The organism is Gemmatimonadota bacterium, from assembly GCA_016720805.1.
Lineage (GTDB): Bacteria > Gemmatimonadota > Gemmatimonadetes > Gemmatimonadales > GWC2-71-9 > Palsa-1233.
Genome location: JADKJZ010000014.1, coordinates 563054 through 587590, shown reverse-complemented (window position 1 = coordinate 587590; position 24537 = coordinate 563054). Strand labels below are relative to the sequence as shown.

General features: G+C 68.3%; 16 protein-coding genes and 1 pseudogene. 5 read left to right on the top strand and 12 right to left on the bottom strand.

Annotated elements, in window-relative coordinates; genetic code table 11:
• Positions 1-81: 81 nt before the first annotated feature.
• The 4 genes from IPP98_12895 to IPP98_12880 all read right to left on the bottom strand — a co-directional run bounded on the left by IPP98_12895 (position 82) and on the right by IPP98_12880 (position 4088).
• Positions 82-2541, bottom strand: coding sequence for a protein kinase (locus IPP98_12895; GenBank protein MBL0180007.1), 2460 nt, complete (start codon positions 2539-2541; stop codon positions 82-84).
• On the bottom strand, positions 2538-3170 hold the full coding sequence (locus IPP98_12890; GenBank protein MBL0180006.1) for an RNA polymerase subunit sigma-70: 633 nt from the start codon (positions 3168-3170) through the stop codon (positions 2538-2540). The genes IPP98_12895 and IPP98_12890 overlap by 4 nt, the downstream gene beginning before the upstream one ends.
• A 159-nt stretch (positions 3171-3329) precedes the next feature.
• A complete protein-coding gene (locus IPP98_12885; protein MBL0180005.1) occupies positions 3330-3530 on the bottom strand; it encodes a hypothetical protein in 201 nt (66 codons plus the stop codon).
• A 30-nt stretch (positions 3531-3560) separates the two neighbouring features.
• The gene (locus tag IPP98_12880; GenBank protein ID MBL0180004.1) at positions 3561-4088 is read right to left on the bottom strand and encodes a hypothetical protein; all 528 of its coding nucleotides are present in this window, start codon (positions 4086-4088) and stop codon (positions 3561-3563) included.
• Between the two features lie 173 nt (positions 4089-4261).
• Here IPP98_12880 and IPP98_12875 point away from each other — a divergent pair, with 173 nt between their 5' ends.
• Complete coding sequence (locus tag IPP98_12875; protein MBL0180003.1) at positions 4262-5914, top strand: hypothetical protein; 1653 nt, start codon at positions 4262-4264, stop codon at positions 5912-5914.
• A gap of 80 nt (positions 5915-5994) precedes the next feature.
• On the opposite strand, the gene IPP98_12870 is transcribed toward IPP98_12875, so the two are convergent.
• The gene (locus IPP98_12870) at positions 5995-6744 is read right to left on the bottom strand and encodes a hypothetical protein (GenBank protein MBL0180002.1); all 750 of its coding nucleotides are present in this window, start codon (positions 6742-6744) and stop codon (positions 5995-5997) included.
• An 85-nt stretch (positions 6745-6829) separates the two neighbouring features.
• Positions 6830-9205 (bottom strand): hypothetical protein, encoded by a 2376-nt coding sequence (locus tag IPP98_12865; protein MBL0180001.1) that lies wholly within the window; start codon positions 9203-9205, stop codon positions 6830-6832.
• Positions 9206-10553: 1348 nt separating this feature from the next.
• On the opposite strand from IPP98_12865, the gene IPP98_12860 reads away from it, so the two are divergent.
• Positions 10554-10793 (top strand): hypothetical protein, encoded by a 240-nt coding sequence (locus IPP98_12860; GenBank protein MBL0180000.1) that lies wholly within the window; start codon positions 10554-10556, stop codon positions 10791-10793.
• Between the two features lie 670 nt (positions 10794-11463).
• Here the strand turns inward: IPP98_12860 and IPP98_12855 are convergent.
• The gene (locus IPP98_12855) at positions 11464-11910 is read right to left on the bottom strand and encodes a hypothetical protein (GenBank protein ID MBL0179999.1); all 447 of its coding nucleotides are present in this window, start codon (positions 11908-11910) and stop codon (positions 11464-11466) included.
• A gap of 103 nt (positions 11911-12013) precedes the next feature.
• Here IPP98_12855 and mtnA point away from each other — a divergent pair, with 103 nt between their 5' ends.
• The gene (gene mtnA / locus IPP98_12850; protein ID MBL0179998.1) at positions 12014-13051 is read left to right on the top strand and encodes an S-methyl-5-thioribose-1-phosphate isomerase; all 1038 of its coding nucleotides are present in this window, start codon (positions 12014-12016) and stop codon (positions 13049-13051) included.
• Here the strand turns inward: mtnA and IPP98_12845 are convergent.
• Both IPP98_12845 and IPP98_12840 read right to left on the bottom strand, forming a co-directional pair.
• Positions 13052-15035, bottom strand: a pseudogene (locus IPP98_12845) (bifunctional aldolase/short-chain dehydrogenase). It lies immediately after the preceding gene.
• A 181-nt stretch (positions 15036-15216) separates the two neighbouring features.
• Positions 15217-16530 (bottom strand): divalent metal cation transporter, encoded by a 1314-nt coding sequence (locus IPP98_12840; GenBank protein MBL0179997.1) that lies wholly within the window; start codon positions 16528-16530, stop codon positions 15217-15219.
• A 119-nt stretch (positions 16531-16649) separates the two neighbouring features.
• Here IPP98_12840 and IPP98_12835 point away from each other — a divergent pair, with 119 nt between their 5' ends.
• Positions 16650-18059 (top strand): alkaline phosphatase family protein, encoded by a 1410-nt coding sequence (locus IPP98_12835; protein ID MBL0179996.1) that lies wholly within the window; start codon positions 16650-16652, stop codon positions 18057-18059.
• On the opposite strand, the gene IPP98_12830 is transcribed toward IPP98_12835, so the two are convergent.
• The 3 genes from IPP98_12830 to cadA form a co-directional block, all read right to left on the bottom strand.
• Entirely contained in the window at positions 18052-19971 is a 1920-nt protein-coding gene (locus IPP98_12830) for a hypothetical protein (protein ID MBL0179995.1), read from the bottom strand. The genes IPP98_12835 and IPP98_12830 overlap by 8 nt on opposite strands.
• On the bottom strand, positions 19968-21083 hold the full coding sequence (locus IPP98_12825; protein MBL0179994.1) for a zinc-binding dehydrogenase: 1116 nt from the start codon (positions 21081-21083) through the stop codon (positions 19968-19970). The genes IPP98_12830 and IPP98_12825 overlap by 4 nt, the downstream gene beginning before the upstream one ends.
• A gap of 134 nt (positions 21084-21217) precedes the next feature.
• On the bottom strand, positions 21218-23296 hold the full coding sequence (gene cadA, locus IPP98_12820) for a cadmium-translocating P-type ATPase (protein ID MBL0179993.1): 2079 nt from the start codon (positions 23294-23296) through the stop codon (positions 21218-21220).
• Here cadA and IPP98_12815 point away from each other — a divergent pair.
• The gene (locus IPP98_12815) at positions 23263-24534 is read left to right on the top strand and encodes a cation:proton antiporter (protein ID MBL0179992.1); all 1272 of its coding nucleotides are present in this window, start codon (positions 23263-23265) and stop codon (positions 24532-24534) included. The genes cadA and IPP98_12815 overlap by 34 nt on opposite strands.
• Positions 24535-24537 lie beyond the last annotated feature (3 nt).

Sequence of the window (24537 nt, the reverse complement as noted above, 5' to 3'; positions counted from 1 at the left end):
GAACAAGCTTATGCCGCCGCCAGGAGGCGAGCAACGATCCATGGTACGGCCACTGCGGACGCACTCCCCCGCCCTCGCCCCTCAACAGCCACTGCCACCCGCTGCCGACAGCCTGGTCATCGCCTTCCGCGTCGACGGATTCTCTCGGCCCAGCGCCCGCGCGATCCGCTGGCAGCCGGCGCGCAACAGCTGCATCCCCTCCGCGCGCGCACCGACGTGGACCAACTCCTCGCCAAGAAGGCTCTCGCTGCTGCCGATGGTCCAGTGATCGGGTGACATCACCGTGCGCCGCACCGCGAGGGATTCCCGCAGGCCGGCGATAGCCTCACGGTCGTCGCCTCGGCCCGCGTAGGCGAGCGCGCGGAGCTGCAGCGCCGCACCGATCCCGAAGTGGGTGTCCGGCAGCGTGCCGCCGCGCTGGCGAAGCAGTGCGTCCGCCTCGCGGATGGCCCCGTCCCAGTCGCTGCCGTCGAGCAGGAAGCCCGCGTAGTTGACGCGGATCCAGGCGACGTCGGGATGGTCGGCGCCGAGGCTGGCGTCGAGCGATGCCAACGACTCGCGGTACGCACGGTCGGCGGCCGGGCGGTTGCCGGACTGCTCGAGAATGGTGGCGAGACGACCGAGCGTCTTGCCGATGTCGGGGTGGGTCGGTGGCAGCTGCTTCGTGAAGATGGCGAGTGCGCGGCGGGTCACCGCCTCCGCCCGAGGGAAGTGTTGCTCCTGCGCGACCGTCACCCCCAACTGCGTCAGCGCCTTCGCCGATTCAAGTGACCCGGCGCCGTATCGCGCCTCCTGCCGCGCGGCCACCAGCGTGAGGATGCTGTCGGCTGCCGCCATCTCGCCCTGGAGTGACTGCAAGCGCGCGCGCTGCATCATCAGGTCGGTCGCTGCCGTCGCGACGCCGGTATCGCCACGGACCGGCAACACGCCGATCGCGAGTTGGTAGAGCGAGTCCGCCGTCTGGTACTCCCCAGCGCCATCATGCAGCTGGCCCAATTCCCGATAAGCAATCGCGATCGGGAGTGGATTGCCCGGCGATCGCTGCCGAAGCGCCACCACCCGCTGCAGGTGCGGCGTCGCGGCAGCGAACTTCCCCAGCGCACGATAGCTGAACCCGATCGCCGAGCGGAGCGAGGCTTCCACGCCGGGATCGAGCGCGCTGTCGCGACCGATGTGGGCCGCCGCCGAGTCGAGCACCTCGACCATCGCGACTTCCTTCCCGGCAGCCGCCGGGTCGACCGACGACAGCATCTCGACCAGGAAGGCATTGGTCGCCTCGGCGCGCGCGCGCTCGACCTGGGTATGCCGCGATTGGCGAATGGTGCTGACGACGCCGCTCACCGCCGCGATCGCCACCGCCGTGGCCGCGAGCAGCGCGCGGTGGTGCCGGCGAAGGAATTTTCCGAGTCGATAGCCCCGATGGCCGCGCATCGCCTCGACCGGCAGACCGCGCTCGTGGCGCTGCAGCTCGGCGACCAATGCGTCCACCGAGGGATAGCGCTCCCCCGGATCGGTGCGCAGCGCCTTGAGCATGATCGCGTCGAGGTCCCCGCGGAGTGCGCGGCGGATCGCCTCGACATCCCGCCCGGGGGTCGTGCCGCGCACCGCCCGGCTCGCCATCGGCGGATCGGTGGTGAGCACCAGGCGCGTGAGCTCCGGCAACGGCTGGGTACCGGTCGCGAATGGCCGCGCCCCGGTGAGCATCTCGAACAGCAGCAACCCGAGCGCGTAGACGTCGGTGGCCGTGGTCACCACTCCGCCCGTCAGCTGCTCGGGCGAGGCGTACTCCGGCGTCAGCCCTGCGGCCCCGGCCCGAGTCGCTGTTGAATCGCTTCCGCCCGACGTATCGGCATCGAGCACCTTGGCGATGCCGAAATCGAGCAGCTTGACGGTGCCATCGGGGGTCACCAGGATGTTGCCCGGCTTGATGTCGCGGTGCACGACCAGATTGCGGTGCGCGTGGCTCACCGCGCCACAGATCTGCCGAAAGAGCACCAGCCGGGCATCGACGGAGAGGCCCTGCTGGGTGCACCAATCGGTGATGCGGACGCCTTCGACCAACTCCATCACGAGGAAGGGCCGCCCGTCCGGCAGCATCCCGCCATCGATCAGGGTGGCGATGTTGCGATGATCGAGGCCGGCCAGGATGCGACGCTCCTGTTCGAAGCGTCGCACCGCGTCCGCGGAGATCGAGCCGGGGCGCAACACCTTGATGGCGACGCGCTTGTGGAAGTCGGCGCTGTCGCGCACGCCCTCGTAGACCTCACCCATCCCGCCGCGGCCGAGCAGCCGCGTCACCTGATAGCCGCCGACGACAGCCCCGTCCGTCAGCTGGGCGCGCAACAGGTCGGCGTCGACCGGAAAAACCGCGTGCCCCTCGAGGAAGGCCCCAGGATCGATCGAGAGCAGCGCCAGCGTCTCGCGCTCCACCGCCGCGTCGCCACCGGATGCCGCACGAAGGAGTTCGGCCCGCTGCGCGGTCGGTGCGTCGGCCACGGCATCGAAGGCCTCGCGCACACGCAGCCAGAAATCGTCGGTCATGCCGTGGAAGGCGGAATTCGGGAGGCCGACGTGTCAGGTCCATCGACGGGGCCGTCGAGTCGCTGCCGAAGCCACGCCCGCGCAAAATCCCAGTCGCGCTTCACCGTCCGCTCCGAGGCGCCCAGCACCGGCGCGATCTCATGCCATTCGAGGCCGCCAAAGTAGCGCAACTCGACCACCCGGCGCGCCCGGTCATGTACAACGGCGAGGCCGTCCAGCGCGGCATCGAGGGCGATGACGTCGACGAGGTCCGGGCCGGCCCGGCCCGCGATCTCCTCGTCGAGCGGCACGGCCAGGTCGCCGCGACGCTTCGCCGCGTTCCGCGCCCGCGCGTGATCGACCAGCAGGCGACGCATGGCCCGCGAAGCGAGGGCCAGGAAGTGTCCGCGGTCGGTCCATGGGGAGGAGCGGTCGGCGGTCAGCTTGAGCCACGCGTCGTGGAGCAGGATGGTCGGCTGGAGGGTGTGGTCGGGGCGTTCCCCCTGCATCATCCGCGAGGCCATGTCGTGCAGCACCTGATAGAGCAGCGGCAACAACCGGTCGCCGGCGACCTGGTCGCCGCGGCGCAGCGCCTCAAGCAGCGAGGTCACCTCGGCGGAGGTGAGCGGCGAATCGCGTGTAGCCGTCATGGGCGGCACCGTGATGGGGGATGGGGGGAAGTATACCGCGTGGCACTCGGCGGCGAATTCCTCCGCTATGGCTACAGGAGCACCTTAGCGGAGGAAGCATGATCATCGTCGTCCCGGTACGCAGTCGAGTCCGTGTCGGGGGGCCGTCCATGACCCCCATCATCCGGCTCCACGTCCAATTGATGTCCGGCGGTGCAGCATGAAACGCCGAGAAGCCATTGCGGTGCTTTCGTCGAGCGCGCTGACGTTGATCGGCTGCAGCGGCGGCAACTCCGTCACCGGCCCGAATCCCCCTTCGCCGCCAGCCGGGCTTCCGAAGCTGACGGGGACGCTGTCGCTGCCGACCGGATCGACGATCAACCCGACCTCGCTCAGCCTGCGCGTGATGGGTCAGCTCGCGACTCCCACCGCGACCGGGAGCTTCTCCCTCAGCGTCTCCGCGATCGCGCCGACCTTGGCGATTGCCACCGACGACTCCGGCAACGGCATCCTGGCCGGGATGCTCGATCCCGCGACCGGCGCGAGCGAGATCACGCCGCGTTCGACGGGGGTGGCGCTGGTCTGGTTCGCCCTCGGCGGTCCGTTCCTTCCCGCCAACGTAAAATCGCAGGTGCTGGCGTGGCTGTCGGCTGACTCGCGGATGGACGCGCTCGGTGCCGTCATCGCACAGCAGATCGCGGCGAATCCGCTCGCCATCGTCGAGGGCGATCCGCAGATTGCTGCCGCACTCGCGACTGTCCTCGATGCGCTCGTGCCCCTCCCGAACGAGCAGGCCGAGCCGGCGCTCCTGGCAATGCGCCCGAACAGCGCGCCGTTGGTGACGGTGTCGCCGCAGGCGGACCAGAGCGGTGTCGGTGTGCACGAGGACGGCACGATTGTCGGCATCGACTTGTCGAATCGATTCCGACGCCCGGTCAAGGTCTATATCTACGAAGTGCAGAAGACCGAGCGGGGCGTCACCACCGATATCGTCCCGGCGCGCCTCTTCGCGGGCCCGCTGGACCTGGACGAGCCGACGGCCCTCACCGCGGTGGGGATTGGCCGCACTCCTGTCCAGCACGATACCGTTCGCTCCGTTTCCGCTGGGCCCCGTGCCGCTGCCGCTCGATGGGGCCTCGGAGATCACGGTCTACGAGGTCGTGGCCATTGGGCCCAGCGCCAACGGCGTCATTCCGTCGTTCTTCGGCGCGGCACGGTATGCGACCCACCTGGCAGGCTGGAATTCCACGATCGAGGCGCTGTTTGCGCACACCTATTATGTCGACCTGGTGTACGCGCTGCTCCTCGAAGCAAGCGGCTTCTCGTCGATGTTGCCGACGGCGCCCGGGCTGGTGACCGCCGGCCCGAACACGAAGAAGCTCGTGGGTTGGCCATGGAGTGGCACCGCCACCAAGGCCGCGATTCCAGACGACGTCGCGGCCCTGACCCAGATCGTGAAGCTCGTGCACATGCTGGTCGACCAAGGGACCATCAAGGACGCGTACAAGGATACCGGACCCTCGTTGCTGGATACGGCGAGCGCGGCCGCGCTTCGGCAAGTGAACAAGATTGACTGGAAAGCATCGCTGCAGACCGGGAACGCTTTCGTCGCAAAGCTCGCGTCACCGTTCTCCGGGTACCGGCCAAATGGTGCCCTGAGCAAGATCTTCAGCACGCTCCAGGAAGCCGACCGCGGAGTGATGTGGACGGTGCGGGTCAGCAAGTCGAGCGTGACCATCCTGCCAGCCGACCCCACGGGCGACGCGGGACAACCCCTGACGCTCAGCACGTCGCTCTCGGCCGACCTGACGGGGACGTACGAGTACGAATGGACCCAGAACAGTGCCAGCGGAACGATGTCGGCAAGCGACGCGCAAGGGACGGCCGCACTCTCCACCAAGGACACGAGTGTCGTGCTCACACCGGGCACGCAGCAGACCGCGCCGATCACCGTGTCCGTTTCAGTCGTCGATATCAGTGTGCCGGGACGTCGTCCGAAGGTTGCCGAAGCCACCGTGCAGGTGTTGATCCTGCAGCGCTCGACGATTTCGCCGAGCCCGGTGGCGCTCTTCCGCGGCAATCAACAGCGCTTCACGGCGACGGTCGTGGGGACGCTGCCCGCCGGGGTGAAGTATGTCTGGAATGTCACGGGGTCGGCCGGCACGATCGGCTCCGCCGGTCAAGTGACCACCATGGTGCCGTCGATCAACTACACCGCAGTCAACAAGGGCAATGACGTGCTGCACCTGCAAGTCACCGACGCAGCGGGCGTGGTGTTGTCACGCGCGACGGCCGTGATCAACGTCGATCCATCGTCCTTCATGGACTTCACCATCACCGGGTCGTGGGACCGGACCAAGACCCCCGCCAACGGCCACTATTTCTACGGAGATACGGGGTCCCAGCGCAGCCTCTCCTCCGAGCCTGGCCTCGACTGGGTCACGTTCATCTCCAATGTGGCCGCCGACGATACCATCGGCGCCTTCGTGGGGGTCTTTGTCCCGACGTCGCACGTCTTTGTCGCCGGGCAAACCTTCACGCGAATCCAGACGCCAAATCGCCCGACGGCAAGGTCGTGGAACATCTTCCTGTCCGTGGACCAGAACGACGTCGAGAACAGCGACCAGCGGACACCCGAGGGCACCGGCGTGTTGACGTTGACCTCCGTCAATCATCGCCCCGATGGCAAGTGGGAAGGTCTGTTCTCGTTCACGATCACCAACGGGACCGGCACGATTACCGGGTCGACCGCTGGCGTGTGGTAGCGGCGTGGTTCCCCCTCGCGAGGCGTAGTCCACGGGCCAAGCGCCCCGGCGACCCCGCTCTGGGTCGCCGGGTGCCGCCCCTACCCCCGCCGCGCTCGCCGGAACCGCCCCGGTAACGACAGCCAGTAGCCGGAGAAGATCGAGAGGAGGGCGACAATTCCGGTCCCGGCGAGCGCTGCAATGCGAGTGCTGTCCCCGCCCGGGAGCCGCTTGAGCGGGACGAAGACATGCACGTAATGCCCAACCAGCATCTTGCGCCGGTCCCGCAGTTCCGTCCGCGCCAGTTCGCCCGTCGCCTCGGCGACGATCGCCACCGTGCCAGCCGGGTCATCGAACGGCATGCGATAGGCGGGGAGCCGCCCCTCATAGCCGATCGGCGCCACGACAATGCGCTCGACGGCAAGGGGCGCGCGCCCTGACATCGCCGCCGACGCGATACGCCGCGCGTGCTCGGGGGCGATCGTGATCACCTCGCCGGTGCCGGCATGCACCATCACGGGAGGCGCATCGGCCGGCGACACGAGATAGACGCCGGTGCCGAGCAGCGGGCGCAGCACGACGGAGCGAATGGCCGCCGGTGGGCCGGAGTCGCTGCGCTGCTGCACCGCAATCGCCGCCGCCTGACTCGGCGTGAGGGTAACACCGGCAAGGTCCAGGGTCGGCTCCACCAGATCGGCGCCCCATACCGTGGGCGAAAGCGGCACCAGCATGGCGAGGCCGCTCGCGACCCAGAGGAACAGCACCAGACCGATGGTGATGCCGATCCACTTGTGCCACCATCGAATGCTCGGCGTGCCACTGCGTGGGGCTGGTGGGGTGCTCGTCGTCACGTCAGCTGCTCCTCGGTTCGTAGAATCGTCACCACAGACATTCAAGCAAGGTATAACGCACTCGACCCGACCCGCGCACCCAGCGCTACGGCCGGGCGCGGATCGGTTCCCCCTTCCCCAACCCCTTGAACTGCACCTCGATCCTCGGCGGCTCGTCGCCGCCAAAGTCCGAATCGAGCGTGACCGTGTGCGCCCCCTGCGCCACCATCGGTGGGAGTGCCGCCAACGTGAACGTCGTCTTCAGCCGCCCACCGGCGTCATAGACCCGAATGGTCGTCGAGCCGTCACACACCAGGCTCTCGCCACCCTGCAGCTCCACCGGAATCACCACCTCGACGGTGCGGTCGATCTGCAGCCGGAAGTTCTTCGCCGTGACCGCCTTGCCGGCCAGCGAGAGGCGAAACTGCAGCCGCTGCTCACCCCATGGCTGCGACAGCTCCCATGTCGTGCCGGTCGGCTCGCCGGGTTGCCGCTCCACCTTGGTGCGCAGGTAGAGCGGCGAGAGGAGGTACTGCGCCAGCGTCCATGCCCCCGGCGCGGTCTTCTCCAGGTGGAATTCGTTCTTGGGGTCCTTGAGCCGCTCGCGCTGCGCACTATCAAAGGCTCCGCTGGTTCGAGCTGCTTCCCATTCACGAATCGCATCGAGGAGGACTGGCGTGAGGGGATTGGCGCGCAACGCCGGCGGGCGTGCCACCATCGCGAAGCCCGCGCTGTACCCAGCCGCCCGCGCCAGCATCCACTCCAATTCCGGCAGCGTGGTCTTGTCGGTCAGGAGGTACCAGCCGAGCATGTGCGGCATGTAGTTCCGGTCGAACAGCCCCTGATTGTCGATCCGGTACTGCTGCATGCTCTCCTTGAAACCGCCGTACCACGGCTCGCCCCAGTTGTAGTACGACCCGATCCGCCAGTAGAAGGTCTTGCTGATACTGGTGCCGTTGATCAGGTCGTGCTTCACCTGCTTCAGCACGTCCTCGGCGAAGAGCCCGACCGCGTAGTCCCCCTGGCCCGAGGCGAGGCCGCCCTCGTGGCCGTCGAAGTCGATGTGATCGACACCGGTCTCGTTGAGGAAGTCGGCGAGGTTGCGGGCCACCTCGCGCTGCATGGCAAAGTTCGGGAAGAAGACGTTATAGCTGTGATCGAAGAGCTTGCCGACTGACTCGCCCGCCGCATGCGCCGAGGCGGTGGTGCCGAAGGCGCCACGCTGGGCGTCGAGCAGCCGGTACGGTGCCGCCGCCGTGACGGTGCGGTACCGGATCAGCTCGCGCCCGATCTTGATGGTGTGGAGATGATTCTCCTTCTCTTCGTTGAAGTACTCCGGCGAGGCGACCTCGATCTCCCGCTGCACGGCATCCACCGCCTGCACGAGCCTTGACGAGCCCGTCAGTGAGAGTCGGTCGTCGGGCACCGGCGTCACGTACGGGTCGTTGGTGTTGATGAAGTTGGTCAGCGTGTGCACCCCGAGGTGCAGTCCGGCCGCGTGCGCCTTCTCGACCGCGAGCCGCATTCCCGTGCGGCCATTCGGAAACTGGCTCTCCGACAACACGAAATGCCCCCAGCTCTTGAAGGGGCCCTCGTGGTACAGCGAATAGAGCCCCGCGCGCTTGGTGTAGCCGAGCATCTCGTCGACCTCACCCTCGCCGAAGGATGAGATCAGGTACGACCGCCCGAACAGCGCCGACTTCGGGAACCACACGCCGTCGATCGTCGGATGCGGCAGCCCCTCCGCCACACCAATTCGCTCGAGTCGATCGAGCGTCTCCGACTCCGCTGCGGTGAAGAGCGCGATGCTGCTCCCGACCACCGTCTCGCCAGGGATCGGGGGGACCGGCATGTTCTTGCGCGTCCCGCCCCAGGCATCGACCCGACGCGCCCGGTCCCGGTTGATGGCGTACGCTTGCAGCGCGCTCCCTCCGGGGATCGCCAACGCCGCAATGCCGCGCGCCCAGGTGCTCCCCTCGTTGTTCGGCAGGTCGCCGCCGAGCGTCTTGAGGTTGAGCACCTGCATGCCGAGCGACGTGGTGCCGTCGCGCACCACGCCGATCACCTCGCCGATCGTCTTGGTGATCGTGGTGGGATACGGGCCCCAGACTACGGCCTCGACCATCGGCGCCGGCGTCGCGGAGACGATGTCGAGCCCCAGGTGCGTCGGCCGCTCGCGAACCCGGACCACGATGCGGACGGCCGTCGGCGCGAACTGCAGCGTGAGCCGCTTGCCGTCCTTGGCCTGCGCAAGCGACATCGCGGTCGCCGGGTAGCGGCGGCCACCGCTCACGAGCGTGAGCAGCGGTGCGGGGTGCGTCGGATGCAGGTAGTTGAGGCCCGTCGCGGTGCTGCGCAGCGCGGTGAGCGTTCCCTGGCGGTTCACGGAGAGCTGCAACGCTCCCGCTGACATGGTGGTCTGGGCCGCGAGCGGCGTGGCGATGGCGAGGGAGAGCAGGACCGCGATCGACGCAGACTTCATTCGAGCCATGGAGGCACCAGGGGGAACGGGGAGAGGGCCCCGGCCAACGAAGCCCCGCGCTTGGCCACGATCGCCCGGCGGCACCACGGGTCCGGTGGACCGGCTGGGTCGCTTTGGTCAGTTGGTTCGTGCACCAACAAAATCCGCGGTGCGCCGAAAAGGTGCAACTCCGAGAACAGTCTCGGCTAAAACGCCACCCCTTCCATTCAGCCGGGGTCGGCGGTATCTAGGGAATGGTCGATTCACGACACTCCAAATGGGCCACTCTCCGGTGTGATAAGCACGTTCTCCGTTTCGTCCGGCGGAGGGGAAGCGACCAACATCTTTCTTCCGCCTCATGGATGTACAACCGAACGGACCGGCCTTCAATATGCGATTACTCACACGCCCTTTGCTTTCGTGGCGAGATGGCCCCGCACGCGACGCTTTACCCCGCATTTGGGAGTCCACAGTGAATCAGCTACGCCGCTCATTCTTGGCCGTCTCCTGGCTGCTCGCTGCCATGTCACTCGGGTGTTCGAGCGACAGTACAATCGTGCAGAAGGACCCAGGTTACCGCAACGTTTCCCTCGATAGTGACCTTGGTATCACGGCCTCGGGGATGATGGTTGACGCTGGGTGCCGACCCCTTGTCGGGATACCCGACTCAACAACCGTTGGAATTACGTTGCTACCTGGTGTGGATAAATTCTTTAGCTGCGTTGGCGTTAACCGTGATACGTTGGAGAGCACCATCCAGGCCATTCACCAGGCCATTCGACAGGGAGTCAGGTGGGCATCCCAAGCATCGAACGAATGGGAAGGCGAGGGTTACTGGGAGTATGACGGCATGACGTGCCAGATGTCCGTCACAGATCGCATCGAGCGTTGGGTTGAACCAGGCGCGGAAGGTGAGCTCCCCGTGCTTCATGTCACGGTTTACAGAACGGCTTCCTGCGACTGGGTCTCCACTTACCGATGGGTTCCTCCACCCGGAAGCACACCTGCCGGACCGGGTTCTGGACCTGGATCTGGCCCAGGCGAAGAAACCGCACCGACGACCGGGACGCCTACTGTCCCGGCGGTACCCGACATTGCAGATTCCATCTCCCAATTCGAGCCGGATCCTATCGACTCCGACACGCTGTGGGGCTGCTCTCCCCTCCCATCCCACCCCGGCCATCTGGCCTGGTGTATTGGAAGAGACCCTGAGCCGCTGGCCATAGATCGGATCCGAGCAGCGATTGAACGGATGCGAGCGAGAGGCGGGGAGTGCGTCCCACTCGCCTTCGCACTCGACACGGTTCTCGCTCGAGGAAACCTTAAGCTCTACACGGCTAGCAAGAATGACATCGCGGGGTGGGGGGAGATGAACTATGCTGGAGGTACGCGGATCGTCCTCGCAGACATCTTCACCGGCGTCCACTACGACAAGGCGCATAAGGGGATGCGTGCGGGGGTTGAAATGACCTTGCAGTTCATGCTCGCCCATGAAATCGACCACGCGTTCATGGAAGAGCATGAAGACGGCGATCGTGGGCTGTTGACGCGACACGCGATCATGTGCAGTGACGTGAATACCCAGACGCCACCGCCAGTACCGCAATGAGACCGGGATTTCGGGTCTCGATGCTCGGCGTGCGCCTACTCTCGCCGCTCCTTGTTGCGGGTTGTTGGCACGCCATCGGCAGCGCTCCCTCCCGTGTCGATCTGGAGGAACGCGTCTTCGAAGCGGTGATTCGAGGTGAGCGACAGCGATGGGCGAAGGGCATCCTTGAAGTCGCTTCGCGGCCACCAGCGGACGATCCGGGGAACACTGCCAATGCCCTGCCTGACGACGTCAATCGCGCACGGAACCGCTTCCTGGCTCGAGAAAAGATCCCGATCACTCTCGAAGCCTCACGCGGACCATGCCCACATCGCATGATGCCAAACGCTGATACCTCGTCGTGCCCCGCAGAATCGATCACTCGTGTGGGCGTTGGCATCTCACGCCCCGGTGTGCCAGCCCTTGTCGGGCGATACCGTGATTCCATACCGACCGGGCCGCTAGGAGACTACCGGACGGTGCGTGTCGCAGAAGCTTCGCTGGACAGCACTGGTGGGACCATTTCGGTCTACGACTTCATTGTCAGACGCACGCGGACCGAATGGCATGTCTGGTTCAGAATCCCGGTTGATTCCGACCTCTGATCCGAGAGCGCGCACCAGGACCGTCACCGATATCGACATTCCGGCCGCCATGCTGTGTGACCGACGAAGCGCGTCGGAGGCCCAGCCTACGGCCCCACCACGCGCGCGCCGGTTGCGCCGCAGGTCCGCCCGACGAGATCCGCGAATGCCTGACGGTTCGCCGCCTCTTCCACGAAGAGCGCGAATTTGGTCTGGTAGACGAAGCGGGTCGGCGTGGAACGGCCGCCGATCCCCGGCTTCCCGCTGATCTGCCCGCAGACCACCATCGGCGGGAGGCGGTCGCCAACGGCCGGCGGCTGGATGACCACCACGCTGTCGAAGACGGCGGTCGCCGGATTCTTGAGCAGCGTGGCGAGGGTGGCCTCGGCCGAGTCGCGGAGCGTCGTCGCCTCGATCAGTGTGGCCTTCGCGAGCGAGTCGGCACGCGCCGCGGCCACGGCGGCGCTGTCGACGCCGGCTTCGGCCTTGGGCGAGGCACAGCCGACGATCAGCAGCATGGCCGCTGAACGACCGGCGAGGGAGAGTGGTGACATGGCAGGCTCCACGGGGTGGGGATGGGGTGGAGTATAGCGCGCGACGGCGGCCGCGGAATGTCGGGGTTATTCTCCGGCACCCCGCCCCGCCCCGGAGCCGTCCGTGAACGTCGCAGGCCAACCGACCCGCACCCTCTGGATTGCCCCCGATGGACGCGGGGTCGAGATCATCGACCAGACCCGCCTCCCGCACGACTTCGTCGTGGTCCGCCTCGATACGCTGGAGGCGATGGCTCACGCCATCAGCAGCATGCAGCTCCGTGGCGCGCCGCTGATTGGCGTGGCCGGCGCGTATGGCATCGCGCTGGCGATGCACGCCGATCCGTCCGATGCCGCCCTCGACGCCGCCGCCACCACGCTGCTCGCCACCCGCCCCACGGCAGTGAACCTCCGCTGGGCGCTCGACCGGATGACCACCCTCCTGCGCCCGCTTGCCCCGGCACAGCGCGTCGAGGCGGCCTATCAGGCGGCAGCCCAGATGGCGGACGACGACGTGGCGGCGTGTGCGGCGATGGCGGCGCACGGCGAGCCGCTCCTCCGTGCCCTCTGGGCGCAGCATCCCGAACGGCCGCTGCAACTCCTCACCCACTGCAACGCCGGCTGGCTCGCCACCATCGATTGGGGGACCGCCCTCGGCCCGATCTACCGCGCCCACGACGCCGGCATCCCCCTCCACGTCTGGGTCGACGAGACCCGCCCGCGCAATCAGGGCTACCTGACGGCGTGGGAGCTGGGGCAGCACGGCGTGCCGCACACGGTGATCGTCGACAACGCCGGCGGGTTGCTGATGCGGCAAGGGAAGGTCGACGCGTGCATCGTGGGGACCGACCGCACGACGCGCACCGGTGACGTGGCCAACAAGATCGGGACCTACCTGAAGGCGCTCGCGGCACACGACACCGGCATCCCGTTCTACGTGGCGGCACCGTCCTCGAGCATCGATTGGGCGTCGCGGGACGGGATGAGCATCGTGATCGAGGAGCGCGACCCGCGCGAGGTGCATTCCCTCCCCGGTGTGGCGGCGCACAACCCAGGCTTCGACGTCACGCCGGCCCGCCTGGTCACCGCACTGATCACCGAGCGCGGCGTCTGTGCCGCGTCGGAAGCCGGATTGCTGGGGCTCTTTCCCGAGCGCGCCTGACTACACCACGCGGTCGCTGCCGCCGTCGATCGGAATCTGCGCGCCGGTCGTCTTCGCAAAGGTCGGCCCCAGCAACGCGAGCACCGCGTTCGAGACGTCGCGCGTGGTGATCTCGACGCCGAGGAGGTTGTTGCGGATGTAGTCCTCGGTGGTGAGGCCGTACGACTGGGCCCGCGAGGCCAGCACTTCCGGAGTCCAGAGCGCGGTGTCGACCACCAGATGCGGGTGGACGGTGTTGATGCGGATGCCGTCCGTGCCCAGTTCGAGGGCGGCGACCCGCGCCAGCTGGGCGAGCCCAGCCTTGGCCACCGAATACGCCGCCGCGCCAGGACCCGGCGCCGGGACGTTCTTCGACCCGACGATCACCACGCTCGGCTCGAAGCCGTGGCGCAGGAACGGAACGGCGCTCCGGAGCAAGGTCATGTGGCTGGTGAGGTTGAGCTGCAGGCTCTCGGCCCAGCGTGCGTCGTCGAGCTGTTCGATCCGCGCGCCCGCCGAAAAAATCCCCGCGTTGCTCACCAGGTGGTCGAGGCCGCCGAATCGGCGGACGCATTCCGCGATCGCGCCTGCCATCGCGGCCGCGTCGGTCGCATCGGCCACCCAACCCACGAGTGACCCACCCCGCGAGAGGGCGGTGACCTCGGGATTGATGTCGGTCGCGAGGACCGCCGCCCCCTCTGCGTGCAGCGCCAGCGCCACGGCGCGCCCGATCCCGCTCGCCGCTCCGGTCACCAGCGCCACCTTCCCCTGCATCGACGGCGGTGCGCCACCCTGCCGTAACTTGGTCTGTTCGAGCTCCCAATACTCCACGGCGAAGAGGTCGGCCTCGGGGAGTGGTGTCCAGCCACCCAACTGCTCACCCCAGCCGATGGCGCGCGCGGTGTGCCGGGCCAGGTCGGTCACGATCGCGGCATCCTTCACCGAGGCGCCGATCGCCACGAAGCCGACGCCCGGCCAGATGACCCAGCGCGGGGCCGGATCGAGACAGGTGAGCGCCGGCGTGGCATGGCGGCCGAAGTAGGCGCGGTACCGCTCGGCATACCCCTGAAGTGCCGTCTCCCAGTCACCACTCGCCACCAGCGCCAGCGGCTTGGTGCGAATCACGTGGTCCGGCGTGAGCGGACCGCGCGTGGCGACCTGGGCCACGTCGGCGCGCGAGGCGAAGGCGACGGAATCATCGGCGCGGTCAAGCGCCGCGATCACCGGCGTGCCCTTGGCGAGGCCAACCGCGCGACGCAGCGCGGCCAGCCGGAGGAGTTCCTCATGCGCGAGCGTTGCCCCCTGGGCCGTGCTCGGCGGCACCAGCGAGGCGCCCTTCGACGCGAGGTACTCCTCCGCGCGCGAGACCAGCGCGATCATCCGCTCGTAGCTGCTCTTCGCGTCGTCACCGAACGAGAAGACGCCGTGATTGAGGAGGACGATCCCGTCGACCGCGCTCCAGTCCGTCACCGTGGTCATCTCGCGCACCGCACGCGCGAGCACGAAGCCCGGCATCACGTAGGGCACCACCAGCACGCGAGGTCCATAGATGGCGCGGATGGCCGCCTCGCCGCCTGGCGAGTTGCTCACCGCCACCACGGCGTCGGCGTGGGTGTGGTCGACGTACGTGAAGGGGATGATGGCATGGAGAATGGCCTCGACCGAGGGCGTCGGCGCACCCGGGTCGAGCATTGCCGCGCGCTGCGCACGCACCATGTCCGTATCGGAGAGGACGGGAAGGTCCGCCATCCGCCGGAGGACGTCGAGGCGCACGGGGGCAAAACCCGCGGCCTCGATGGTCGCGAGGTCCCAGCCGCTTCCCTTGATGTGGAGGACCGGGACCTCGTCGCCGAAGAGATCGGGGACGGTGTCCTTCACGGAGGTGTTGCCGCCGCCGTGCAGCACCAGGGCGGGATCCTGCCCCAGCAATCGGGACGAGTAGACCCGGAAATCCAGCGGCGTGCGTGCAGCGGGCGGCGTCGGTGTCGGACCAGAGAGAGCGCATGCGGAAATCTACTCTCCTGACAGCGGATGATGGATGATGGATGATGGATGATGGATGATGGATGATGGATGATGGATGATGGATGATAGATGATGGATCGGGGATGCTGGACCGCTCGCCATGGCCGATGCCGGCTCACTTTCCCGCCATCCATCATCCATCATCCATCATCCATCATCCATCATCTCGCCACAAACATCGCAATCGCCGCCCCAAACATCACCACCGTCGTGATGCCGACCGTCACCATCCCGAGCCGCGACGACGGCTGCCCCTGCATGATGGCCTTGTTGCCGGCGACCATCAGAATCGCCGTGAGCAGGAAGGGCGCCAGCACGCCGTTGAGGACGGCGGTCCAGTACAGCGCCTTGACGGGCGAGACGTTGGCGAAATCGAGCAGGACGCCGATCAGCAGCGCCACGACGATCACGGCGTAGAACGGCTCGGCGCGACGGAAGTCCTCGTCCATCCCTTGCTGCCAGCCAAGCGTCTCGGCGAAGGCGTACGCCGCGGAGCCGGCCAGCGTGGGAATCGCCAGCGCGCCGGTGCCGATCACGCCGATGGCGTACAGCCACGACGAGAAGCGCCCGGCGAGCGGCTCGAGCGCCTTCGCCACCTCGGCGCCGGTCGCGAGTTCGGTAATGCCCGCCTTGTGCAGGGTCAGCGCCGTCGTCAGGATGATGAAGAACATCGCGAGGTTGGAGAAGAAGGTGCCGAAGCCGACGTCGAGCTTCCGGGCGCGGAGCTGCGCCGCCGTCGCGCCGCGCCGGGCTTCCTCCGTCACCTTGCCGGCGGCCTTCTCTTCCTCGACTTCCTGCGACGCCTGCCAGAAGAAGAGGTAGGGCGAGATCGTCGTGCCGAGGATCGCGACCACGGTGGACCACGCCTCGCGCGAATCGAGGCCGGAGGGGAGGAAGGTGTCGTGCAGCACCGAGCTCCAGACCGGCTTGAGATCGATCGCCGCGATGATGTAGACGCCAAGCACCAGGGCGAGCCACTTGAGGATGCGCGCAAAGGCGGCGTAGCGCAGCTGGACCGTCGCCCACGCGATCAGGCCACCGAAGACCACGACGAGCAAATGGGAGTTGATCCCGGTGATCAGCTCGGCGGCGTCGGCCATCCCGGCGAGATCGGCGCCGATGTTGATGGTGTTGGCAATCATCAACCCGACACACATCACCAGCAGCACGGGGCGGGGAAACTTCTGTTGCAGCGCCGCCGCCAGGCCATGGCCGGTCACCATGCCGATTCGGGCGCACATCGTCTGCACCGCTGCCATCAACGGCCAGGTGAGCACCGACATCCAGAGCAGCGAGGTGCCGAAGCGGGCGCCGGCAATCGAGTAGGTGGCGATGCCGGATGGATCGTCATCGGCGGCCCCGGTAATCAGCCCCGGCCCGAGGGAGTGCCAGAACCGACGCACGGCACGGGGGCCACCACGGGCCCATCGCGCCGCGTCACTCGGACGTTCCACGATCGGGGGCTCAGTCGCCATACAACATCCTGTTTCAGGGGAGTGCTGGAGTATACCCGGCCAACGTGCCCCTCACCCCTCACCCCTCACCCCTCACCCCTCGCTTCTCGCTCCCCGCTCCCCGCATTAAACTGCCCGCCGTGAAGCGCGTCCTCCTCCTGCTGGTTGATGGCCTCCGGGCCGATGTTGCCGAACGCGAACTCGCCGCCGGCCACCTTCCGCACCTTGCCGCCCTGACGGCGGGTGGTACCCGGTCGCGGGCCGCGACGGCGTTTCCCTCGACCACGTCGGTGGCGTACCTCCCCTTCCTGACCGGCGCATTGCCCGGGCGTTGCAACGTCCCCTCGATCCGCTGGCTCGATCGCGAGGCCTACACCGGCCGCTGGTGGGCCGATCGCGACGCCGTGCGCAGCTACTGCGGCTGGCAGGCGGGGCACCTGAACCGCGACATCGCGCCCGACGTGGCGACCATCTTCGAGCTGGTGCCCGAGAGCATCGCGATCTTCTCGATGATCACCCGCGGCCTCTCGGTCGACGCCGACCGGATCCAGGGCGCCCGCAAGTTCTGGGGCACCGTCTCGCACTACACCGAGAACCACCAGCCGGGCGACGACGCCGTTGCCGCCGAGCTCCTGGCGCAGGTCGGCGGCGACTGGCGGTTCTGCTTTGCGCAGTTCCCCGCCGTCGACGGCCACACCCACGCGGCCACTCCCGACGCGCCGCGCGTGCTCGACTCGCTCCGGAAGGTCGACGCCACGATCGGTGCGCTCACCGAGCGGCTGCGCGCGCTGGGTCGGCTCGACGACACGCTGATCATGATCGTGAGCGACCACGGCGCGGCGCCGGTGCACCACCACCTCGACCTCGCGACCTGGTTCCGGCGGCGCGGCGCGCGGACGCTGGCGCATCCGGTCCTCTGGACTCGGGACCCGCAGGTCGCGGTGATGGTGGCGGGCAACGCGCAGGCCGCCGTCTATGCCGAGCCCAACATCCCACGCGCCGCACGGCATCCGCTCGCACAGCTCCGCGCGTCTGGTGCGCTCGGCGTGCAAGGCGACGCCGTCGCCGCCCTCACCGCGGAAGCGGGGATCGCACTGGTGGCGGGAGCGGAAGCTGGCGGTGGCGTGCGGGTGGCATCCGACGCGGGCGAGGCGACGCTTCGCCGCGATGGCGAGGCGATTCACTACACGCGGGTCAGCGGTGATCCCCTGGTGATCGGCGCCGATGCGACGCATGATCATCGCGAGTGGTTGGCGCGCACGATTGACGGCCCGTTCCCCGATGGGCCGGTCTCGCTGCTCGATCAATTCCAGGCGCCGCGCACCGGCGACCTCGTGATCGCCGCAGCCGAGGGGTGGGACTTCCGCGAGGCGTGGGAGTATCCGGAGCACAAGTCCGGTCACGGCTCGTTGATCGCGGGTCACATGCTCACGCCGGCATGGTCAAACCGACCCCTCCCGGCCGGCCCGCTGCGCACCGTCGACCTCTACCCGGTCATCTGCGCCTGGCTCGGCGTCGGGCCCAGCGAGCCGCGCCCGCTCTTCAGCTGAACTCGGCCGCCGCGCGCAGGGTGGCTTCGTGCAGCGCGGCCACCAGCCCGGCGCAGTGATCGGCCGTCCCCGGCGGATCGACGAGGTACGGCGTCATCACGACCGCGCGCAGCACCACCAGGCCGTGGCGTCGCCACTCCATCTCCGACACCCCCAGCGCCCCCAGCAGCGGCAGGACGATGCCGTCGGCCGATGGTGAGGCGAGTCGCGTCCGCGTGATGAAGTAGCGCGGCGGCTCGTCACCCGGCGACAACTGGCGATAGATCGACTCGTTCATCGCATTGAGTGCCACGAGACCGTGCACCCCTGGGCTCGTCATCACCCAGTTGACCACCGAGAGATCCGGCAGTGGCAAGCGCACGCTGCCTGGCACGTCGAGCGCCTGGTGAAGGCGGTGTGCGCCGGCCACGGCGCGTGCGATGATGGTGCCATACCCGCGCTCGTCGAGCGGCACCACGCGATGGGACAGCCACACCGCAGCCGCCGCGGCCCCGGGCTTCGACCCCTCGAGAATCCACCGCCCCAGGAAGCGCTCGTCAGCATGCGCATCGTGGGTCGACTGCGTGAGGTATGGCGGGTCGATCGCCACGAGTGCGCGCGCGCGTCGGTCACGCAGCAGGAACGCGCCGGCCGGATAGGGGATGTAGCCGAGCTTGTGCGGATCGATGGTGACCGAGTCGGTCTGCTCGAGCGCCGTCATCGCGGCGACCCACGCGTCACTGGGCCACGCGATCCCGGTCGCGGTGCGGATGGATTCGCCGTGCCGGCGCGAGCCATCGGCCGCGCGCGTCACCGAGGCGGCGTAGCCCCCGAAGCAAGCGTCGGCGTGCCAGTGGAAGGTCAGCCCCAGCTCGCGCGCGGCGCGCTCGCGCACCGCCCCGATCTGGTCGAGCTGGTCGACCGCCCCCTCCTCCGTGCTGCCGCAGACACTCACCAGCGCGAGCACCGGAGTCCGCGTCGCGGCGCACTCCTGCAGGATGCTCCAGAGCGCGGCGGGGTCCATCCGCGCGTGCGCATCGACGGGCACCGCCACCATGCAGTGTCCGCCGATGCCGAGCGCGCGGGTGATCTTCTCCCAGGAGTAATGCGCCGTCGAGGCCACCAGCACCACCCCTGGCGCCAAGGCGTCGCCATACGCGCTCGAGAGTTGGCGCGCGTAGTCCTGATAGCCGATCGTGGCGAGCGAATGCGCGTCGAGGGCCGCACGCGCCTCGGCGGGTGGAAGCAGCCGACGCAGTTCCCGGTCGGCATCGAGCGTGTCGGCCGGCTCGAGATTGAGGAGTTGCCAGAGCGAGAGGTCGCGCAGGTCGCGGCGCGCCCCGTCGGGAAGCCGGATCATGAGCGAAACCCCGGCGCCGGCGGCGGCCAGCGCCAGTGCCACGCCGTGATAGCGAATGCTCCGGGCGATCCACAGCGCCTCGAAATTCGCGATCGTGCCACCGGAGGTCAGATGGCCCCATGACGTATCGGCCGCGTAGCCGATCATCGCCGCGAGCTGCTCTGCGACCTCCACCTCGAGCCGCGACGTGACCGGTGACACTTCGGCCGCGACGTTGTTCGGATTGTAGAGCATCGCCGCGAGGTACCCCAGCTGCGCCGCGAGCGTCTGCTCGCCGAGCATGTGGCCGAGGTAGCGCCCGCTGTAGAAGGGGACATCGCGCTTGAGCTCGACCAGCAGCGATCGGAACTCGCGCGCGAGCAGGGCGCGCGCAGCCTCCGCACCTGGCGCGGCGATCCGCTCGGGCGAGAGGACGGCACCGTCCTCCGGATGGAAGGCACGCCGCCAGTCGACATGGTCGCGGATGGCCTCGGCGGCGAGCGCTTCGAGCTCCGCCGCGTTCTCGCCGCCGGGGCCGAGGAACCACGCTGCGAGCGCTTCGGTGGCAGGACGGGAATGGTCCGCCGAGGTCACACCGACGCGCCCGGCACCACCAGCGCCTTGAGCACGCGGCGCTGTTCGACCGCTTCGAGCGCCTCCTGCACCCGCTCCAGCGGGTAGCGACCGGACACCTGCTCGGCCCACGGAATCCGATCGCCCCAGTGCGTGGCGAATTCGACGGCACGGTGGAAGTGCGAGTAGTCGGAACCCCAGACGCCGCGGATCTCCACATGGGTCCGGTTGATCTGCCGGTGCGGATTGAGCGGGGTGTCGCCGTGGTCGGAGTACTGCCCACAGACCACCACGCGGCCACCGTCGCGGACCAGGTCGAGTGCCTGCGTCACGGCGGCCGGGGCGCCCGTCGCCTCGATCACGATGTCAGCCCCGCGTCCCTGCGTCATCCGGCGCACTTCAGCCACCCGATCGGCGGGCGGCAAGTCGAGTCCGATGACATGCGTCGCTCCCATCCGCTTGGCGTAGGCCAGACGATCGACCGGCTCACCGATGCCGATGACCTGCCCTGCTCCGGCCTGTGCCGAGAGGGCGATGATCGACTGCCCCACCGGACCGACACCGAGCACGACCACCGTCTGCCCGAGTTGCACGTCGGCGCGGTCCATCACGTGGACGGCGGTCACCAGGCCGCAACCGCCGCCGATGAAGGTCTCCGGCCGGAGGCCGGTCGGGATGCGAATCATCTTGAGGCCGGGCTTCATGTAGATGGCCTCTGACCATCCACCCAACAGGCCGTCGTCGACGCCGTAGGTGATGCCGTACACGCGCCGATGCGGACAGCGCGTGGTCTGCTTCGCCACGAGGCAGTACCAGCAGTTGCCGCAGGTGCCGTGCACGTCCAGAAAGGTGACCAGGTCGCCTTCCTTGAATCGGGTACCGTGAATATCAAGAAGTTTCCCGCTGACCGCCGCGAGGACACCGACGCTGACGTGCCCGGGAATGATCGGGAACGGCACCCCCGGCATGCGGCCCCGCCAGATGTGCACATCGGTGCCGCACACTTCGGAGTAGGAGGTGCGCAGCAGGGCGGAGCCGGGCGCGAGGGTGGGAGTCCCGAAGCTCACCACGCGGAGCGGCGCATTGGGCGTATCGATGACCGCGGCACGAACGGTTTCGCCGAGCTGTGGCATGTGGGACTCCGGGCGGAACGGGGAGCGGGAAGGATGGCCGGAGAATAGGGCGAGGGGAAGTAGGATGATGGATGATGGATGATGGATCGATCGGAGCCGTCATCCATCATCCATCATCCATCGTCCATCATCCATCATCCATCATCCTTGTACGCCAGCAGCCGCAACGCATTCGCAATCACCACCAGCGTGCTCCCCTCGTGCCCGACCACTGCGGGGCCGATCGTGAGGATCCCGCTCGCCGCCAGGATCAGCAGCGTCAGCATGACGCCGCCGGCGATCGCCAGGTTCTGGAAAACGATCCGCCGCGTGGCCCGGGCCAGGCCGATCGCCCAGGGGAGGCGGGCCAGGTCGTCGCCCATGAGGGCGGCGTCGGCGGTCTCGAGCGCGGCGGCGGTGCCGGCGCCTCCCATCGCGATCCCCACCGTCGACGCGGCGAGCGCCGGCGCGTCATTCACGCCGTCGCCCACCATCACCATGGTCCCGTGCGCCGCCATCAGTTCGTGGATGGCGGTGACCTTGTCCTCGGGGAGCAGATCAGCGCGCACCTCATCGACACCGACCTCGCGACCGATCGCCTCGCCGACGCCGCGGTGATCGCCGGTGAGCATCACCAGCGGTTTGAGGTGCAACGCCCGCAATCGCTCCAGCGTGGCATGCACCGAGGGCCGCGGCGGATCGAGCAGGCCCAGCACGCCGAGCCAACGCTCGCCATGGCGAACGATCATCATGCTGCGGCCGCGGGCACTCATTTCCTCCAGCGCCGCCGTGATCTCGGCCGGGAAGGCGATCCCGTCATCGGTCCAGAGCCGCGCACTCCCAATCAGCACCGGCAGGCCGGCCACGTCGGCCCGCACGCCCCGCGCCGTCATGCTCTGCAGCTCACCGGCGGCGGGCAACGTGACCCCGTCCGTTGCCGCACGACGCACCACCGCCTGGGCCAGCGGATGCTGTGACCGCGCTTCGACCGCCGCTGCCATCCCAAGCAGCTCAGGGATGGTGACGCCGGGCATCGGGGTCACGTCGGTCACCTCGGGGCGCCCCGCCGTCAGCGTCCCGGTCTTGTCGAAGGCGACGGCGCGCACCGTGGCGAGCGCCTCGAGGGAGGCGCCGCCCTTCAGCAGCACGCCGTGCTTTGCCGCTTGCGCGATGCCGGCCAGCATCGCGGCCGGTGCGCCGAGCGCAATCGCGCAGGGCGAGGCCGCGACCAGTACCGTCATGCCGCGATAGAGGCTCTCGCCCCACGGCATCCACCCCATCAGCCCCGGCACCACGATCAGCAGGATGTCGCCAATCACGACGGCCGGGACGAAGATCCGCTCGAACCGCTCGGTGATGCGCTGGACCGGTGCCTTCGCCGCCTGCGCCTCCTCGACCAGCCGGATGACGCGGTCGAGTGTACGGTCACCGACCGCGCGCGTCGCCGTGATCTCGAGGGCGCCATCGCCGTTCACCGTGCCGGCGAAGACCTCATCGCCCGGCTCCTTCTCCACCGGCACCGATTCCCCGGTGATCGGGGCCTGATTGATGGCCGATCGTCCCGTCCGTACCGTGCCATCGGCCGGCAACCGCTCGGCGGGACGAACCACCAGCACATCACCGATGCGCACCTGCTCGACCGGGATCTCCACCTCGACGCCATCGCGCAGCAGGCGCGCCTGCGCCGGCGCCAAGTCGGCGAGGTTGCGGATCGCCGACCGCGCGCGGTCGAGGGCGTACTCCTCGAGTGCGTTCGCCAGGGCAAAGAGAAAGAGGAGGAAGGCGCCCTCGGCCCACGCGCCGACACTCGCTGCACCAATCGCGGCGACGACCATCAGGAAGTCGATGTCGAGATGGAATGCGCCACGCCGCAGCGCGCGCACCAAGTGCAGCACCGGCTGGCGGCCGCCAATCACGCCGACGAGGCCGTAGCCTGCGAGTGCGACCCACGGTGCGAAGATCGCGGTCCGCTCGACGATCCAGCTGGTGAAGAGGAGCAACCCCGCAACGCTCGCCCACGCCAACCCCTCGTGCTTCGCGAGTAGCTGCGCCAGGGGCGACGGCGTCCCGGTCCCGTACAACGTCCGTTCCAACCAACTCTGATCCCTGCTCATCGCGATCTCCTCGACGCACCGCGTGGCGCGTTTCGAAGTGTAATGCCATGGTGCAAGGGTTCCATTCGGGAGTGTACCTTGGGGGTATGATCGTACTCGGACTCTTTTCGACGGCTCCATCCGCCGATGGACATGCCGTGACCGGGCTCTTCCTGGTGCTCGCCGCCCTGGTCACGGTGGCGCGCCTCGGGGGCTGGGTCGCGATGCGCGTCGGCCAGCCCGCCGTCCTCGGCGAATTGCTCGCCGGCATCCTGGTCGGGCCGTCGCTGCTCGGCATCGTGACCCCTGGCGATCCGATGCTGGCGATGATCGCGGAATTCGGCGTGGTCATCCTCCTCTTCCAGATCGGCCTGCACACCGACCTCGCCTCGTTGCTGAAGGTCGGCCCGGCCGCCGTGACCGTAGGCAGCGTCGGCGTGGCGCTGCCGTTCGCGGCAGGCCTCGCCGTGACCACGGCGCTCGGCCTGCCGATGCTGCCCTCGGTCGTCTGTGCCGCGGCGCTCACCGCCACCTCGATCGGCATCTCGGCCCGCATCCTTGGCGACCTCGGCGAGCTCGACAGCACCGAGGGAAGGACCGTCCTGGGTGCCGCCGTCCTCGACGACGTTGTCGGGCTGGTCATTCTTGCGATCGTCGCCACGCTCGCCGAGGGGGGCGTGGTCACCACCGCGAGCGCCCTGAAGACCGGCGGTGTGGCCGTCGGCTTCCTGGTCGTCGCGTTGCTGGCCGGCCGACTCGTCGCACCGCGCCTCTTCGCCACCATCTCGCGCCTGCAGGTCAGCGGTGCCACGGGCGCGCTCGCCCTCGCCTTCGCACTCGCCCTTGCCGCCGCCGCCGGCCTGGCGGGGTCGGCGATGATCATCGGCGCCTTCGCTGCGGGGCTGATCCTGCACGAGACGAAGCAGCGTCATACCATCGAAGAGTCCACCACCGGACTCGGGCACTTCTTCGTGCCGATCTTCTTCGCCTCCGTCGGCGCCTCCGTGGACGTCGCGGCGATGCTGCAGCCGGCGGCGTTGCAGCTCGGCGGCCTGCTCCTGCTGATCGGGATCGTGGGGAAGTTCGTCGCGGGCTATGCCCCGTTCTGGCTGCCGGTTCGGCACGCGCTGATCGGCGCCGCGATGGTGCCGCGCGGCGAGGTCGGATTGATCTTTGCGCAGATGGGGCTGGCGACTGGTGCGCTCACGTCCGAGCATTTCGGTGCGGTGATGCTGATGGTGATCGGCACCACCGTCGTCACACCGCCATGGCTTGCCGCGCTCTCTCGTCGCGGGGGCGGACCGGGCAATGCGGCGCCTGATTTCCAGCCCGGCCTCGACGACCTCGTCGCCGGCGATCGGGCCCGGCGCGAGCACTAGCGT

Bases quoted from the DNA above. Each gene is read 5' to 3' on its own strand.
- IPP98_12895 (MBL0180007.1), bottom strand. From the start codon at position 2,541: ATGACCGACGATTTCTGGCTGCGTGTGCGCGAGGCCTTCGATGCCGTG.
- IPP98_12890 (MBL0180006.1), bottom strand. From the start codon at position 3,170: ATGACGGCTACACGCGATTCGCCGCTCACCTCCGCCGAGGTGACCTCG.
- IPP98_12865 (MBL0180001.1), bottom strand. From the start codon at position 9,205: ATGAAGTCTGCGTCGATCGCGGTCCTGCTCTCCCTCGCCATCGCCACG.
- IPP98_12860 (MBL0180000.1), top strand. From the start codon at position 10,554: ATGAACTATGCTGGAGGTACGCGGATCGTCCTCGCAGACATCTTCACC.
- IPP98_12855 (MBL0179999.1), bottom strand. From the start codon at position 11,910: ATGTCACCACTCTCCCTCGCCGGTCGTTCAGCGGCCATGCTGCTGATC.
- IPP98_12840 (MBL0179997.1), bottom strand. From the start codon at position 16,530: ATGGCGACTGAGCCCCCGATCGTGGAACGTCCGAGTGACGCGGCGCGA.
- IPP98_12825 (MBL0179994.1), bottom strand. From the start codon at position 21,083: ATGCCACAGCTCGGCGAAACCGTTCGTGCCGCGGTCATCGATACGCCC.
- IPP98_12815 (MBL0179992.1), top strand. From the start codon at position 23,263: ATGATCGTACTCGGACTCTTTTCGACGGCTCCATCCGCCGATGGACAT.
- cadA (MBL0179993.1), bottom strand. From the start codon at position 23,296: ATGGAGCCGTCGAAAAGAGTCCGAGTACGATCATACCCCCAAGGTACA.